This is a genomic window from Serratia sp. CY33525 (assembly GCF_052169115.1).
GTDB classification, from domain to species: Bacteria; Pseudomonadota; Gammaproteobacteria; order Enterobacterales; family Enterobacteriaceae; genus Serratia; species Serratia sarumanii.
Genome location: NZ_JBJNLK010000004.1, coordinates 229,128 through 244,103 on the forward strand (window position 1 = coordinate 229,128; position 14,976 = coordinate 244,103).

Here is a 14,976-nt window from a genome sequence, read left to right on the forward strand (position 1 = left end):
TTTATGCCCCGCGCCCGGTCGTTACGGCCGCTCGCCGTCCGCCAGCCGCCGGTTGATGTCGGCGATAACGCCCGGCAATTGCGCCAGCGTGTCTATCACATAATGTGCGCCCGCCGCATACAGCTTATCGGCCGCCGCCGTACGGCGCAGCTCGATCTCTGCCGCCGCCATTTGGCGGTACTCCTGCCAGGTCGCGCCAAACTCGTTGCCGGACAGCGCCAGCCCGACGCTCCACATCCCGGCGTTCAGCCCTTCATGAATGCCCGGCACCGCGTCGTCCACCTTCACGCAGTGCGCCACCGCATCGATGCCCAGCGCGATGGCGTTCTGCAGCGCCATCCACGGCCCCGGCCGCCCGCCGGCCGCGAGATCGTCAGTGGCGACCCAGTAATCCGGCGCGTAGCCACGCTGCGCGGCGGCAGGCACCAGCACCTCCATCACCGCACGCGGATAACCGGAGCAGGAGCCGATTTTAATGCCCTGTTCGCGCAGCCCGGCAATCACCTGTGGCACACCCTCGATGGGATCGGCGAAGTCGATCACTTTGGCGATTTGCAGCGGCATAAACGCCTGATACAGCGCGTCTATGTCCTGGTGGCTCATCGAGCGGCCCAGCTTCTGCCGCCAGCGCGCGTCGACCGCCGGCAGCTTGCCCAGCGCCTCGATGTGCTGCCATTTGCCCAGCCCCATCGGAATGCGCGCCTCCGCCAGGCTGATGTCGATATCGAAGGTTTGTTTGAACGCCTCGACGAAAATCTGCGTTGGCGCAAAGGAGCCGAAGTCCACCGTGGTGCCGGCCCAGTCGAGGATCACTGCGTTGATCTGTTTCATGGTCAATCCTTATTGATTCCAGTACATCGCCTGCCCGACGGCCGCCAGCAAACGTTCGATATCTTGCGGATAAATTTCCCCGATGTTGCCGATGCGGAAGCAGTCGCTCTGCGACACTTTGCCGGGATAGATCACAAACCCTTGCTGTTTCAGGCGCTGATAAAATTCGGCGAAGCGGTAAGTGTCGGCCTTTGGCGAATAGAATGCGGTGATGATCGGCGAATGCAACGCATCATCGAGCAGAGTCTCAAAGCCCAGCTCGCGCATGCCCGCCACCAGCCGCCGCTGATTGGTTTGATAGCGGCGGTGGCGCGCGGCAATGCCGCCCTCTTGTTCCAGCTCTTTCAGCGCCTGCGCGAAGGCCAGCACGGTGTGGGTCGGCGACGTAAAGCGCCATTTGCCGGCCTGGTCTTCCATACAGCGCCACTGGGCATACAGATCCAGCGACAGCGAGCGCGAGCGGCCGGCGCATTTCTCCAGTTCGCTGCGGCGGGCGATGACGAAAGCGAAGCCCGGCACGCCCTGAATGCATTTGTTGGCGGAGCTGATCAGAAAATCGATGCCCAGCGCGTCTACATCCAGCGGGATGCCGCCGAAGCTGCTCATGGCGTCGACGATAAAGGTCTTGCCGTTGCGCGCCGCCAGGCCGGCGACCTTCTGCAGCGGGTTGAGCATGCCGGTGGTGGTTTCGCAGTGCACCATGGCGATATGGCTGATGCGCGCATCGCTTTTCAGCACCGCCTCCATCGCCGTCACGTCCGGCTCATTGACCTCGCCGCAGTCGAAAGCGTGATGGTCGATATCCATCAGCCGCGCCATTTCGATCATCCGCGCCCCATAGGCGCCGTTGTTGACGATCAGCAGCTTGTCCTGCGGGCCGATGGCCGTGCCCAGCACGCCCTCCACCGCAAAGCTGCCGCTGCCCTGCAGCAACACCGAGGTGTAACCGGCGGACGGCGTCGCCAGCGCCACCAGCTGCTGCCGGATGCTTTGCACCACGCCCAGGTTGTAATCTTCATCCCAGGTGCAGCTGTCGAACAGCATCGCCTCTTTTACCGTTTTCGACGTGGTCAACGGGCCGGGGGTCAACAGCAGGTAGTTTCGATCGGACATGTTATTCACCTATTTGGTCTATACCAGATTACAGGCATTGTGGCGGCAAATTCCTTCCCTGGTCAAACGACAAAGCGCGGTGAAACAAAAAATTCATCTGGCTATGTATAATAAGCGCGTGCCGGAATGACGGGCCGATGCCATAGCGAGATGAAATGAAAGAACATCAGGGCGAAATGCCCCACTACCTGCAGATCAAGGATCAGCTTCAGGCGCGCATCACCCGCGGCGCGCTGCAGGCGGGCGACAAGCTGCCTTCGGAGCGCGAGCTGTGCGCCATCTTCTCCACCACCCGCGTTACCATTCGCGAGAGCCTGGCGCAGCTGGAGGCCACCGGCGCCATCTATCGCGCCGATCGCCGCGGCTGGTTCGTCACGCCGGAACGGCTGTGGCTGGATCCGACGCAGAACACCAACTTCCACCGCCTGTGCCAGGAGCAGGGGCGCGCGCCGCGCACTGCGCTGCTGTCCGGCGAAAAAACCACGGTGCCGCTCGACGTGATGCAGCCGCTGGCGCTCGAACCCTTCGACCAGGTGTATCTGCTGCGCCGCGTGCGCTACGCCGACGGCCGCGCCATCTGTTATTGCGAAAACCACTGCCTGCCGCAGCGGGTGCCGGAACTGCTCAGCCACGATCTCAACGGTAGCCTGACCGAAGTCTATCAACAGCATTACGCGTTGATTTACAGCAACATGCATCTGTCGTTCTACCCGACGGCCCTGCCTTACCGCGCCGCCAACGCGCTCGGCGCCATGGTCGGCCTGCCCGCCTTATTGCTGCGCCGGTTGAATTACGACCAGCACGGCCGCATTCTCGATTTCGATATCGAGTACTGGCGCCACGACAGCCTGCGCATCGAAGTCGATACGCTTTAACCCCGCATGACAGGGGCTGCGCCCGCCGCCCCGCCTTTCTCCCCCACGCCCAATTCCCCGTTGCCGGCAAATATATTTTGCCGCTTTCATTTGTTTGTCATATTCGCCGATTAGCGTGACCGCATATCTGGTGTATACCAGTTACGCTTAAATCCGCAACAGTGAGGCTGAAGCTATGAAACTTTCTCGTCTGATCGTGATGACCGCCATCGCACTCGGCTCCGCGCCGGCCTGGGCCGCCGACGCGGTGGTGACCGTCTACTCCGCCGATGGTCTGCACGCCGGCGATCACAGCTGGTATCAAACCCAGTTCGACGCCTTCACTCAGGCAACCGGCATCAAGGTGCAGTACGTTGAAGGCGGTTCCGGCGCCATCGTAGAGCGGCTGTCGAAAGAGCGCAGCAACCCGCAGGCCGACGTGCTGGTGACGCCGCCGCCGTTCATCCAGCGCGCCGCCGCGGAAAAACTGCTGCAGGATTTCACCCCGCAGGATGCGGCGCAGATCGCCGAGGCTCAGCCGCAGTTCGTGCCGCTGGTAAACAACTACCTGAGCTTCATCTATAACGCCAAACTGTTGCCGCAGGCGCCCGCCAGCTATCAACAGCTGCTGGACGCGCAGTTCCGCAACAAGCTGCAGTACTCCACGCCGGGCCAGGCCGGTGACGGCACCGCAGTATTGCTGCAGGCGTTTCACAGCTTCGGTAGCAAGGACGCCGGTTTCGACTACCTCGGCAAGCTGCAAAGCAACAACGTCGGCCCTTCCGCTTCCACCGGCAAGCTGACCGCGCTGGTCAATAAAGGCGAGCTGTTGGTGGCCAACGGCGATCTGCAGATGAACCTGGCGCAAATGCGCAGCAACCCGAACGTGCAGGTATTCTGGCCGACCGGGCCGGACGGCAAGCGCAGCACGCTGGCGCTGCCTTACTATGTCGGCCTGGTGCAAGGCGCACCGCAAAGCGCCAACGGCAAAAAGCTGATCGACTTCCTGCTGAGCAAAGAAGCGCAGAGCAGCGTTAGCGCCATGTCCTACGGCATGCCGGTGCGTAAGGACGTCATCCCGACCGACGATAACTTCAAGCGGTCGCAGGCGGCGCTGGAAGGCGTGGACATCTGGGCGCCGGACTGGAATCAGGTGGTAAGCAGCCTGTCCGCCGATATCTCACGCTGGCACAAGGTGACCGAATGACGCTGACAATGCCTTCTACCCTCTCTTCCCGCGCCGAGGCGCGGGATAACAGCCTCGACATCGCCGGGCCGTCGGGCATCCAACTCGACCGCGTCAGCGTGTCGTATCGCGGCACCGAAGTGCTGAAACCCCTGACGCTCACCATCGCCCCCGGCGAAGTGCTGGCGCTGATCGGCCCCTCCGGCTCGGGCAAAACTACCGTGCTGCGGGCGATCGCCGGTTTCGTGCAGCCTTCCGCCGGGCGTATTGCCATCGGTGACGTCGATGTCACCGACGTGCCGCCCTATGAGCGCGGTCTGGGCATGGTGGTACAGAACTACGCGCTGTTTCCGCATATGCGCGTCGAGGACAATGTGGCGTTCGGCCTGCGCGCCCAGGGCAAGCCGCTCGGCCTCACCGCCGAGCGCGTCGAGGAGGCGCTGGCCATCGTCGGCATGTCCGCCTACGCCAGGCGTTATCCCAGCCAGCTCTCCGGCGGCCAACAGCAGCGCGTGGCGATCGCCCGCGCCATCGCGGTGCGCCCCAAAGTCTTGCTGCTGGATGAACCGCTGTCGGCGCTGGACGCGCAGATTCGTCACAGCATGGTGGAAGAGATCGCCCGCCTGCACCGCGAGCTACCGGAGCTGACCATCCTGTACGTCACCCACGATCAGGGCGAAGCGCTGACGCTGGCGGACAAGATTGGCATCATGCGCGACGGCCATCTTATCGCCCACGGCGAGACCCGCGCGCTGTACCGTCATCCCACAAACCGCTTCGCCGCCGAGTTCCTCGGCCGCGCCAACCTGCTGCCGGCCACCGCGCTGGAAACCACCGCCGGCCAAGGCATGACCACCGTCAGCTGCGCCGGAAAAGTGATCGGCTGTTTCACCTACGGCGCACAACGCGGCTTCGACAAACTGCTGTGCATTCGGCCGCAGCATATTGCGCTCGATGCCGATGCCCAGCGCAGCAACTGCATCGTCGGCACGCTGCGCGATATTCACTGGCAGGGGGAGTTGACGAACCTGCAGTTCGACGCGCAAGGCCACCCGCTGCGCGTGGTCACCACCCATCAGAGCCGGATGCCGCAGATCGGCGAGCGCGTGCCGCTCTATTTCGCCCCTGACGACGCGGTACTGATCGAGGACTGACATGACCGACTCTACGCTTATTCGCCCGGCCCGGCGGCCGCGTTCACCGCGCCGTTTATGGATCCTGCTGCCGCTGCTGGTGCTGGCGACGCTGTTTTTCTATCCGCTGGCGCTGATCGTCAAACAGGCGTTTACCGACGATCAGGGGCTGTTCAGCGCCGGCGCGCTGCAGCAGGTGTTCGAATCCCGACGCTTTGTCAGCGCCCTGCTCAACACGCTGCAGATTGCGCTGCTGGCGACGCTGGGCTGCCTGGTGCTCGGCACCCTGCTGTCGCTGCTGCTGGTGTTCACGCCGTTCCCCGGCAGCCGGCTGATCGCCTGGGTGATCGATACCTTTATCGCCATGCCGACCTTCCTGATCACCTTGGCCTTCACCTTTATCTACGGCTCCGCCGGCCTGCTGAACGGTACGCTGATGGCGACCTTCGGTTTTACCCTGCCGCCGGTAGACTTTCTTTACTCCATCTGGGGCGTGATCCTGGCGGAAATCACCGTGTTTACGCCGCTGGTAATGCGTCCGCTGATGGCGGCGCTGTCGCAGATCGATCGCAGCCAGCTCGAAGCCGCCAGCATCCTCGGCGCCCGGCCGGGGCGCGTGGTGCGCCAGGTGATTTTGCCCGCCGCGCTGCCGGCCTTGCTGGCCGGCGGCAGCCTGTGCTTGCTGTTGACCACCAATGAGTTCGGCATCGTGCTGTTTATTGGCGCCAAGGGCGTCACCACGCTGCCGATGATGGTCTACTCCAAAGCGATTCTGGAGTCGGATTATGCCGTCGCCTGCGCGATCGCCGTCGTGAATATCGCGCTGTCGCTCGGGCTGTTCTCCCTTTACCGCTACGCCGCGGCGCGCGCCGGGCTGAGGAACTGACGATGTTGATTTGGTCTCGCACCGGCCGCACCCTGACCTGCACGCTGGCGGTCACGTTGTTCGCGCTGTTCTTCTGCCTGCCGCTGGCGGTGATCCTGATGTCCAGCCTGAGCGAACAGTGGAACGGCGTGCTGCCGAGCGGTTTCACCTTCAGCCACTTCCGCCAGGCCTTTGGCGGCGCCTCCTGGGACGCGCTGGTCGCCAGCCTGGCTATCGGTTTCAGCGCCAGCCTGTTCGCGCTGCTGTGCGGCACCTGGGCGGCGTTGGCGCTGCGCCACCATCAGGGGCGCGGCCAGCGCCTGCTGAGCACGCTGTTCTTCATTCCCAGCGCGGTGCCTTCGGTGTCGATCGGTCTCGGGATGCTGGTGGCGTTCAGCCAGGGGCCGCTGCAGATGAACGGCACCTTCCTGATCGTGCCCGTCGCGCACTTCGTGCTGATTTCCGCCTTCACCTTCGGCAACGTGATGGCCGGGCTGGCCCGGCTGCCTGGCGACTACGAGAACGTCGCCGCCAGCCTGGGCGCTTCGCCGCTGTTCCGCCTGCGCCACGTCACCCTGCCGATGATCGCCCCCTATATGATCTCCGCCTTCGCCCTCAGCCTGTCGCTGTCGATGGGAGAGCTGGGCGCGACCATGATGATCTACCCGCCGAGCTGGGCAACGCTGCCGGTCACTATCTTCAGCCTGACCGATCGCGGCAGCATCGCCAACGGCGCGACGCTGACCATGATCCTGGTGGCGGCCACGCTGTTGCTGATGTTAGTGCTGGAACGGATTTCGCAGCGGCTGACGCCGGGCGTGAAATAGCCACAAGGCGCTGCCATGGCAGCGCCTTGTTCATGGAAGCGAAGGGTCAGAACGGATAGTCGTGATAGCCCTGCTGTTCACTGATGCGCCGGGCGGCGACGTGCAACAGCGCCACATACTCCTCCCGCGCCGCTTCGGAAAAGCGCAGCGTCGGGAAAGAGATGCTCAACCCGGCGATCGCCACCCCAAACCGATCGAATACCGGCACCGCGATACAACGGATCCCCACTTCCTGCTCTTCGGCATCTTCGCCGTATCCCTGCTCACGCACCCGCGCCAGCACCGGCAGCAGTTCGGCGGCGCTGGTCAGGGTATGCTCGGTGCTGCGGGTAAATTCAATCTGCGACAGGATCTGCGCCACCTCATCCCGATCGCGCCAGGCCAGCAGCACTTTACCGATGGCGGTGCTGTGCAACGGGTTGCGGCGACCGATGCGCGAATACATACGCAGGTTGTACATCGCGTCGATCTTGTGGATATAGACGATACCGTCCTCATCCAGGGCGCCAAGGTGGATGGTTTCGCGGGTGCGGTTCGACAGTTCGCGCATCTGCACGTCGGCGCTGCGGATCAGATCGACGTTCTGCAACGATTTGGCGCCCAGCTCGAACAGCTTGAGCGTCAGCGCATATTTTTCCGTCTCGCCTTCCTGCGAAACGTAGCCCAGCGCTTTCATGGTCTGCAGAAAACGGTAGACGGTGCTTTTGGACATCATCACCCGCTGGGACAGTTCAGTAATGCCAATCTCGCGCTCATCGCCGAGCGCCTGCAAAATACCGAACACTTTCATCACGGATGAGACGGCATCCGGTTGCTTGTCTGAATCTGCGTTAGCCATGGCGAATACCCTACTTAACGGTTCTGTTTCAGGAAATTTAAACAAGGGTTTCAGTATAATCGGAACAGATCGCGACGCGCAACGCAGTTGAACGCTAAGCGATTGAAGCCAAATGGATAACCGCCGGCCCGCTCACCGCCGTTTACAATTCAGCGGACAAGGGGCATGCAATCACGGGCGAATATGATTAGCATGATAATACTCCCCTGAATAAATACCGCTGAGACCAACATGCGTCCTTGTTCCGACGGCCTCCCCGCCCCGCAACGCTATGGGGCGATCCTCGCCATCGCCCTCGGCATTACCGTATCCGTGCTCGACGGCGCGATAGCCAACGTGGCGCTGCCCACCATCGCGCGCGATCTCAACGCCAGCCCGGCCAGCTCCATTTGGGTGGTTAACGCCTATCAGCTGGCGATCACCGTCTCTCTGCTGTCGCTGGCGTCGCTCGGCGATCTGATCTGTTATCGCCGCATCTATCAGGCCGGGCTGCTGGTGTTCAGCATCACCTCGCTGTTCTGCGCCCTGTCCGACTCGCTGCTTACGCTGACCATCGCCCGCGTGCTGCAAGGCTTTGGCGCCGCCGCCATCATGAGCGTCAACACCGCGCTGATCCGCATCATCTATCCGCAGCGTTTTCTCGGCCGTGGCATGGGCATCAACTCGCTGATCGTCGCCTGCTCCTCGGCGGCCGGGCCAACGGTGGCGGCGGCGATCCTGTCGGTCGCGTCCTGGCAGTGGCTGTTCGCCATCAACCTGCCGATCGGCCTCGTCGCGCTGCTGCTGGGCATGAAGTTCCTGCCGGCCAACGGCCAAAAAAGCGATAACCGCCGTTTCGATCCCACCAGCGCCGTGCTGAACGCGCTGACTTTCGGCCTGCTGATCACTGCCATCAGCGGCTTCGCCCAGGGCCAGAGCCTGACGCTGATCTTCAGCGAGATCGCCGCGCTGCTGGCGATTGGCACGGTGTTCGTGCGCCGCCAGCTGCGCCAGGAATTTCCGCTGCTGCCGGTCGACCTGCTGCGCATCCCGATTTTCGCCCTGTCGATGGGCACCTCAATCTGCTCGTTCGCCGCGCAGATGCTGGCGATGGTATCGCTGCCGTTCTTCCTGCAAAGCGCGTTGAGCCGCGACGAAGTGGCGACCGGGCTGCTGCTGACGCCGTGGCCGCTGGCGATCGTCGTCATGGCGCCGATCGCCGGCCGGCTGGTGGAGCGCGTGCACGCCGGCCTGCTGGGCTGCATTGGGCTGGCGGTGTTCGCGCTCGGGCTGTTCTCGCTGGCGCTGCTGCCCGCGGCCCCGTCGAATGGGGACATCATCTGGCGCATGGTGCTGTGCGGCGCCGGTTTCGGCCTGTTCCAGTCGCCCAACAATCACACCATCATCTCCGCCGCGCCGCGTAACCGCAGCGGCGGCGCCAGCGGCATGCTGGGCACCGCTCGCCTGCTGGGGCAAACCTCGGGGGCCGCGCTGGTGGCGCTGATGTTCAACCTGTTCCCCACCTCCGGCACCCACGCATCGCTGGTCCTGGCCGGCGTGTTCGCCACTCTGGCGGCGGCGGTCAGCAGCCTGCGCATCACCCAATCGACGGCGCAAACGGCGCAGCCAAGCCGCGAGGTGAAATAGCGGCCATAGAAACAGCCGAAACCCCATCGATTCTAAAGCCGGCGGTTCCAGCAATGCGGCCGGCCTGAATCACGCCGCGCCAGGTGTGATACGCTTGGCGTCAGTCGCCGCTCCTCAAAGGGCTGCGGCCTTGTTGCAAACACGCTAAATAGGCATCGTCATCCGGATACCAGCCAACAATGTGTTGGCCGTCGTTATCCTCCCCCTCAAAGGCCTTCAGCAGGTCTGAAGCGAACATGCGCGTGATCGGTTCAGCGGACTGCGCGCTGTCGATTCGACAGCCGCAGCGCGTCTCTCCGTCAACCTGAACGAAGTTCTGCAATGAGGCGAGACATCGCGCGTCGAGATCGCCATATACATGGATAAATTCCCCCGTTTCTACCAGGGTGAGCACGGCCAGATTTCCCCCCACCACAAACGCGCCGTCGTTTCCAGAGCTGCAATAGGCATGGCGTATGCGGGCATCGTCACGCACGAGCAGCTCGCCCAAACAAATCAGCGTATCCGACTGCAGCCGCCCCAGCACAATGATGCCGCCATCCTCCCGCTGGGGTGACACCGCCATGCACCCCTCTACGATCAAATCTCCTTCTACGACCAGATAATCGTAATCGTGCCTGTCGTTCTCGTCTGGGAAAAACGATGGGAGGTGCAGGTCGCCTGAATGCCAGCGTATAGCTGGCTGTTCAGAATCGTAACCATTCCGGTTTAACAACTCCGCAGACGCATCGGCGACGCCGCCCGCCAATATGGTAAGGCGCGCCAGCGCCTCATCACAGCCGAGCAAGGGAAGAGCGTTGATTTTCATAGGGCCTCAGGGACAGACGTTATGGTGCCAAAGCATATAGCATGAGCTTCTCAAACCAAGCAAGCGAAGGCGTCAGGCATGGTAGCCTGCAGCGGCTAGCGTACCGCGAGAGGCGGAAAGGCCGTATTCAAATCGCGAAATCTGACGCTTGAATCAGCATCCTCCTCCTGAAAAAGCGATTTCGTCATGCCGTAAAAAAACCCCGGCGAGCCGGGGTTTTTCCTTTCATTCAGCCGATTACTTCAGGTACTGGCCGGAACGCAGCGCTTCGATGCGCTTGTCGAGCGGCGGGTGCGACATGAACAGCTCGCTGAACGACTTGGATTTGCCGTTGATGCAGAACGCCATCATGCTGCCCGCTTCCTGCGGCTCGTAGCTGGTTTTCAGGCGCTGCAAGGCGGCGATCATCTTCTCGCGGCCCACCAGCTTGGCGGAGCCGGCGTCGGCGTAGAACTCGCGGTGACGCGAGAACCACATGGTGATGATGCTTGCCAGGATGCCGAACACCAGTTCCAGCACCATCGACACCGCGAAGTAAATCATCGGGTTGCCGTTGCCTTCCCCTTCACCGTCGCGGTTGCCCAGGAAGCCGGCGGCAACCTGCGCGATCAGGCGCGAAATGAAGATGACGAAGGTGTTCACGATGCCCTGAATCAGGGTCATGGTCACCATATCGCCGTTGGCGACGTGGCTGATTTCGTGCGCGATGACCGCTTCCGCTTCGTCGCGGCTCATGCTCTGCAGCAGGCCGGTGCTGACGGCGACCAGCGAGGCGTCGCGGCGTGCGCCGGTGGCGAAGGCGTTGATGTCCGGCGCGTGGTAGATAGCAACCTGCGGCATGGCGATGCCCGCCTGCTGCGACTGACGGCGCACCGTTTCCAGCAGCCAGTTTTCGGTTTCGTTACGCGGTTGTTCAATCACTTCCCCGCCGACGGAGCGCAGCGCCATCCATTTGGACATCAGCAACGACACGAAAGCGCCGCCGAAGCCGAACAGACCGGCCATGATCATCAGGCCCTGAACGCTACTGGATTGGATTCCTGTCAGGCTGAGCACCAGCCCGAAAACCAACATCACCGCCAGGTTGGTGAGCAGGAACAGAGCTATACGCATCATAAAATGTTTACTTCCTCATAAATGTTAACAAAACGCTGTCTAAGATACCCTAGATCGTATGGGCATTCGTCACAGTTTCAAGAGTCGCGCGTCATTAACCTACTAAAAATACGAAACTTTACAAAAACGGCGCGCGACCGGGATTTGGCAAATTGTAAACGATTGTTGCGCAAGGCGGAGGGGTTTTTTGCCATAAATTTGTCAGGCGACGCATAAGCCCGCCCCCATTCCCCCGGCAGGGAAGCAGGCCTTCTCGTCACCATAAAAAAACGCACCCGAGGGTGCGTTTTTCATCCTGCCGGACGCGGCCTTATTTGGCCGGCGTTGGCTGCTGAGCGGGCCGATCTTTTTCCAGATGAGCCAGCTCCAGCGCGATATGCACGGTTTCATCCAGGTACGGATCCGGTTCCTGGTAATCCTTCGGCAAATCGTCGAGCGATTTCAGCGGCTTCTTGCCCGCACGTTCCAGGCGCTCGTTGATGCGTTTCAGACGGGTCGCATCGTCATCGTGGTTCTCTTTCTCGCGCACCGCCAGATTGAGGGACACGATGTTGCGTTTATCCTTCAGCGCCTTGTAATGCGCGATATCCTGCGCGATGTACTGGAACTCCGGATTCTGCGCGATGCGCTGCTGGTGATCTTTCAGCAGCTCCGGCTCGAACGGCGCCATATCGCCGGTCTTGCTGTAGGTCGCCGCATTGATGCTGTCCCACGGCATGGCGTTGTCTTCAAACGCTTCGCCGGTTTCCGCCGGATCGACGCCGGTCGGCATCAGAATGTCCGGGGTCACCCCTTTGCGCTGGGTGCTGCCGCCGTTGACGCGGTAGAACTTCTGAATGGTGTACTGCACCGACCCCAGCGCCGGCCACTCAGGGCGCAGCATCTGATCGTAGATGCGGTTCAGCGAACGGTACTGCTGCACGGTGCCTTTACCGAAGGTCGGCTCGCCGACGATCAGCGCACGGCCGTAATCCTGCATCGCCGCCGCGAAGATCTCGGAGGCGGAGGCGCTGAAGCGATCGACCAGCACCACCAGCGGGCCTTTGTAGTAGGTCACGCCGTCGGTGTCGGCGTCTTCACGCACTTTGCCGTTGTTGTCGCGCACCTGCACCACCGGGCCGCTCGGAATGAACAGGCCGGACAGCGACACCGCTTCGGTCAGCGCGCCGCCGCCGTTGGTGCGCAGATCGATGATCACGCTCTTGACGTTCTGCTTGGCCATCTTCTGCAGCTGCACTTTCACGTCATCGGTCAGACCGACGTAGAAGCCGGGGATGTCGAACACCGCCACCTTCTCTTTGCCGACGGTCTTGATGGTCATTTTCACCGCGCGGTCTTCCAGGCGGATGCGCTCGCGGGTCAGGGTGACCACGCGGGTTTTGGTGCCCTTGCCGGCCGGCAGGATCTCCAGGCGCACCTTGCTGCCTTTCGGCCCTTTGATCAACGATACCACGTCGTCCAGGCGCCAGCCGATCACGTCCACCATCGGTTTGCCGGCCTGGCCGACGCCGACGATGCGATCGCCCACGGTGATCGCCTTGCTCTTCGCCGCCGGGCCGCCCGGCACCATCGAGTTGATCAGGGTGTAGTCGTCATCCATCTGCAGCACCGCGCCGATGCCTTCCAGCGACAGGCTCATTTCGGTGTTGAACTGCTCGGTGTTGCGCGGAGACAGATAGTTGGTGTGCGGGTCGATTTCATGCGCAAAGGCATTCATCGCCAGCTGGAAGACGTCTTCGCTGTTGCTTTGCGTCAGGCGCTTGATGGCGAACTGATAGCGCTTGGTCAGCGTGTCGCGGATTTCTTTGTCGGTCTTGCCGGTCAGCTTGAGGTTCAGCTCGTCATAGGTGACTTTCGCATCCCACAGGCTATCCAGCTCGGCCTTGTCTTTCGGCCACGGCGCTTTGCTGCGGTCGAGATCGATAGTGCCGTTGCCGGTGAAGTTCATCGGCTTGTCCAGCAACGACAACGCATAGGTGTAACGCTCAAAGCGGCGTTTCTGCGCCAGATTGAACAGCGCGTAGAAGGTGTCCAGCTTGCCGGTTTTCAGCTCTTCGCCAACCTGATTGCGTTTGCCGGCGAACTGCGCCACGTCGGAGGCCAGCAACACGTTATGGCTGTAGTCCAGCATGTTCAGGTAGCGATCGAAGATCTTGCCTGAAAACTCCGCGTCGAGGGCAAACTGGCGGTAATGAGAGCGAGTGAAGCGCGAGGTGACGCGCTCACTCACCGTAGCGTGCTGAGGTTCCTGTTGCAGTTGAGGCAGTTGGCCGATGCGGATGTTGGCTGTTTCCGCGCCGTAACTAACACCCGCCCACAGCAGCCCTGCAATCGCTGTTAATCTGACGAATTTGTTCATGCCTGGGTTGGCCTCCGTATCAGAACTGCAAGTGTTCTGCGCGCACAATCATCGCCAGACCGGAAGAGAGCTGCACACGTACGCCATCTTTAGCGATTTCGAGTACGGTAGCATCCATCGCGCTCTTGCCTGCTCTGACTTTGATTTCCTGGCCAATTTGCAGTTTAGAGATATCCGTGACTGGCGCATAACGCGGCTGGTTTTCCTCTTTTGCTGCACGAGGTTGACGAGCTGGCTGTGGGCGAGTTTGTGGGCGCGGCTTGCGGTTCTCCGGCGCGGCTCCGCCTTCGCGACGTGCAGCGGGCTTTTTACCGGCTGGGCGCGGACGGCGTGGCGCGGCATCGGCGGATTCACCGGCGGCTTCACGTTTTTTGGCGTTTTGTTCGGCACGCTGTGCCTGAACGCGCGCTTTGGCTTCTTCAAGCTGCTGGCGAGCATGATCGACATGCTGCTGCTCCAGTTCACCGCACGGATTGCCGTCCAGATCGACGCGCTGCGCGCCGACTTTGACGCCGTACAGGTAACGCCAGCTTGAGGTGTACAGGCGCAGGGCAGAACGCAATTGCGTTTTGCTGAGATTCTCTTCCCCCTGCACGCGCTCTACCAAATCCTGAAAAATACCGATTTTCAGCGGACGAGCTTCGCCTTCGGCGCTAAAGCAGAGCGGAAAACGCTCGGCAAGAAAAGCAATGACTTCTTTACTAGAGTTCAACTTAGGTTGATTTTCCATGAAATTTCCTGATTACAACGGTATTGCCAACAAGCCACAGGCATGAACAGGCGTCATTATAATGACGCCATCGGTAATTGCCACGTTAACCGTCGATCAACTTGCCGCCACAGTCACATATTTCGCACTGTCGCACTGTTCCAGTTGCTCACAAAGCCCCGCCACCACGGCTTTCAAGCCCGCTTCGTCCTGTTCGTCGAAGCGTTGATAAACCGTGCTGTCGATATCCAAAACGCCGATCGCTCGGCCGCCAACCGCCAGCGGCAGCACGATTTCCGCGTTGCTGGCCGCATCGCAGGCGATATGGCCCGGGAACGCATGCACGTCGCCGACGCGCTGCACGCGATTTTCCGCCACCGCCGTGCCGCACACGCCCTTGCCCACCGGAATACGCACGCAGGCGATCTTGCCCTGGAACGGCCCCAGCACCAGCTGGCCGCCATCCATCAGATAGAAACCGACCCAGTTCACGTCATCCAGACGCTCGTTGAGCAACGCGCTGGCGTTGGACAACGCCGCGATAAAGTTGGTTTCCCCGCCGAGCAACGCGCTCAGGTCACGTTTTAATTCCGCGTAGAATTGTTCTTTTGTCATGTGATAACCATTGAAACAGTGAAGATGGCCAGAAGCCCAAAGCTTAGGCCCTATAAAATAAGCATTAAATGCGTATAGCCACAAGGTTAATCATCT

Annotated in this window: 14 protein-coding genes; 6 read left to right on the plus strand and 8 right to left on the minus strand. The window is 61.4% G+C overall.

The window, feature by feature from the left end; genetic code table 11:
• Nucleotides 1–21 precede the first annotated feature (21 nt).
• Nucleotides 22–831, minus strand: coding sequence for a phosphonoacetaldehyde hydrolase (gene phnX / locus ACJ8IM_RS12470; protein WP_033653909.1), 810 nt, complete (start codon nt 829–831; stop codon nt 22–24).
• Between the two features lie 9 nt (nt 832–840).
• Nucleotides 841–1,944 carry a 2-aminoethylphosphonate--pyruvate transaminase gene (gene phnW / locus ACJ8IM_RS12475; protein WP_033653908.1) on the minus strand — a complete coding sequence of 368 codons (1,104 nt, stop codon included), beginning with the start codon at nt 1,942–1,944 and terminating at the stop codon, nt 841–843.
• Between the two features lie 155 nt (nt 1,945–2,099).
• Here phnW and phnR point away from each other — a divergent pair, with 155 nt between their 5' ends.
• From phnR to ACJ8IM_RS12500, 5 genes are all read left to right on the plus strand, one after another.
• On the plus strand, nt 2,100–2,819 hold the full coding sequence (gene phnR / locus ACJ8IM_RS12480; RefSeq protein WP_033653907.1) for a phosphonate utilization transcriptional regulator PhnR: 720 nt from the start codon (nt 2,100–2,102) through the stop codon (nt 2,817–2,819).
• 175 nt (nt 2,820–2,994) lie between these two features.
• The gene (locus tag ACJ8IM_RS12485) at nt 2,995–4,005 is read left to right on the plus strand and encodes a 2-aminoethylphosphonate ABC transporter substrate-binding protein (protein ID WP_033653906.1); all 1,011 of its coding nucleotides are present in this window, start codon (nt 2,995–2,997) and stop codon (nt 4,003–4,005) included.
• 2 nt (nt 4,006–4,007) lie between these two features.
• Complete coding sequence (gene phnT, locus ACJ8IM_RS12490; RefSeq protein WP_373275238.1) at nt 4,008–5,138, plus strand: 2-aminoethylphosphonate ABC transport system ATP-binding subunit PhnT; 1,131 nt, start codon at nt 4,008–4,010, stop codon at nt 5,136–5,138.
• A gap of 1 nt (nt 5,139) precedes the next feature.
• On the plus strand, nt 5,140–6,003 hold the full coding sequence (gene phnU, locus ACJ8IM_RS12495; protein ID WP_033653904.1) for a 2-aminoethylphosphonate ABC transporter permease subunit: 864 nt from the start codon (nt 5,140–5,142) through the stop codon (nt 6,001–6,003).
• Between the two features lie 2 nt (nt 6,004–6,005).
• Nucleotides 6,006–6,809 carry an ABC transporter permease gene (locus ACJ8IM_RS12500; RefSeq protein ID WP_033653903.1) on the plus strand — a complete coding sequence of 268 codons (804 nt, stop codon included), beginning with the start codon at nt 6,006–6,008 and terminating at the stop codon, nt 6,807–6,809.
• A 46-nt stretch (nt 6,810–6,855) separates the two neighbouring features.
• Here ACJ8IM_RS12500 and kdgR read toward each other — a convergent pair whose 3' ends face one another.
• Entirely contained in the window at nt 6,856–7,647 is a 792-nt protein-coding gene (gene kdgR, locus ACJ8IM_RS12505) for a DNA-binding transcriptional regulator KdgR (RefSeq protein WP_033653902.1), read from the minus strand.
• A gap of 231 nt (nt 7,648–7,878) precedes the next feature.
• On the opposite strand from kdgR, the gene ACJ8IM_RS12510 reads away from it, so the two are divergent.
• Nucleotides 7,879–9,273: an MFS transporter gene (locus ACJ8IM_RS12510; RefSeq protein WP_033653901.1), complete on the plus strand. Its 1,395-nt coding sequence runs from the start codon at nt 7,879–7,881 to the stop codon at nt 9,271–9,273.
• 100 nt (nt 9,274–9,373) lie between these two features.
• Here ACJ8IM_RS12510 and ACJ8IM_RS12515 read toward each other — a convergent pair whose 3' ends face one another.
• From ACJ8IM_RS12515 to ACJ8IM_RS12535, 5 genes are all read right to left on the minus strand, one after another.
• Complete coding sequence (locus tag ACJ8IM_RS12515) at nt 9,374–10,081, minus strand: hypothetical protein (RefSeq protein WP_033653900.1); 708 nt, start codon at nt 10,079–10,081, stop codon at nt 9,374–9,376.
• 237 nt (nt 10,082–10,318) lie between these two features.
• Nucleotides 10,319–11,197 (minus strand): protease HtpX, encoded by an 879-nt coding sequence (gene htpX / locus ACJ8IM_RS12520; protein WP_033638291.1) that lies wholly within the window; start codon nt 11,195–11,197, stop codon nt 10,319–10,321.
• A 310-nt stretch (nt 11,198–11,507) separates the two neighbouring features.
• On the minus strand, nt 11,508–13,556 hold the full coding sequence (prc, locus tag ACJ8IM_RS12525) for a carboxy terminal-processing peptidase (protein WP_033638289.1): 2,049 nt from the start codon (nt 13,554–13,556) through the stop codon (nt 11,508–11,510).
• A 19-nt stretch (nt 13,557–13,575) separates the two neighbouring features.
• A complete protein-coding gene (gene proQ / locus ACJ8IM_RS12530) occupies nt 13,576–14,286 on the minus strand; it encodes an RNA chaperone ProQ (RefSeq protein ID WP_033638287.1) in 711 nt (236 codons plus the stop codon).
• A 96-nt stretch (nt 14,287–14,382) separates the two neighbouring features.
• Nucleotides 14,383–14,880, minus strand: coding sequence for a GAF domain-containing protein (locus tag ACJ8IM_RS12535; RefSeq protein ID WP_033638286.1), 498 nt, complete (start codon nt 14,878–14,880; stop codon nt 14,383–14,385).
• Between the last annotated feature and the right edge of the window lie 96 nt (nt 14,881–14,976).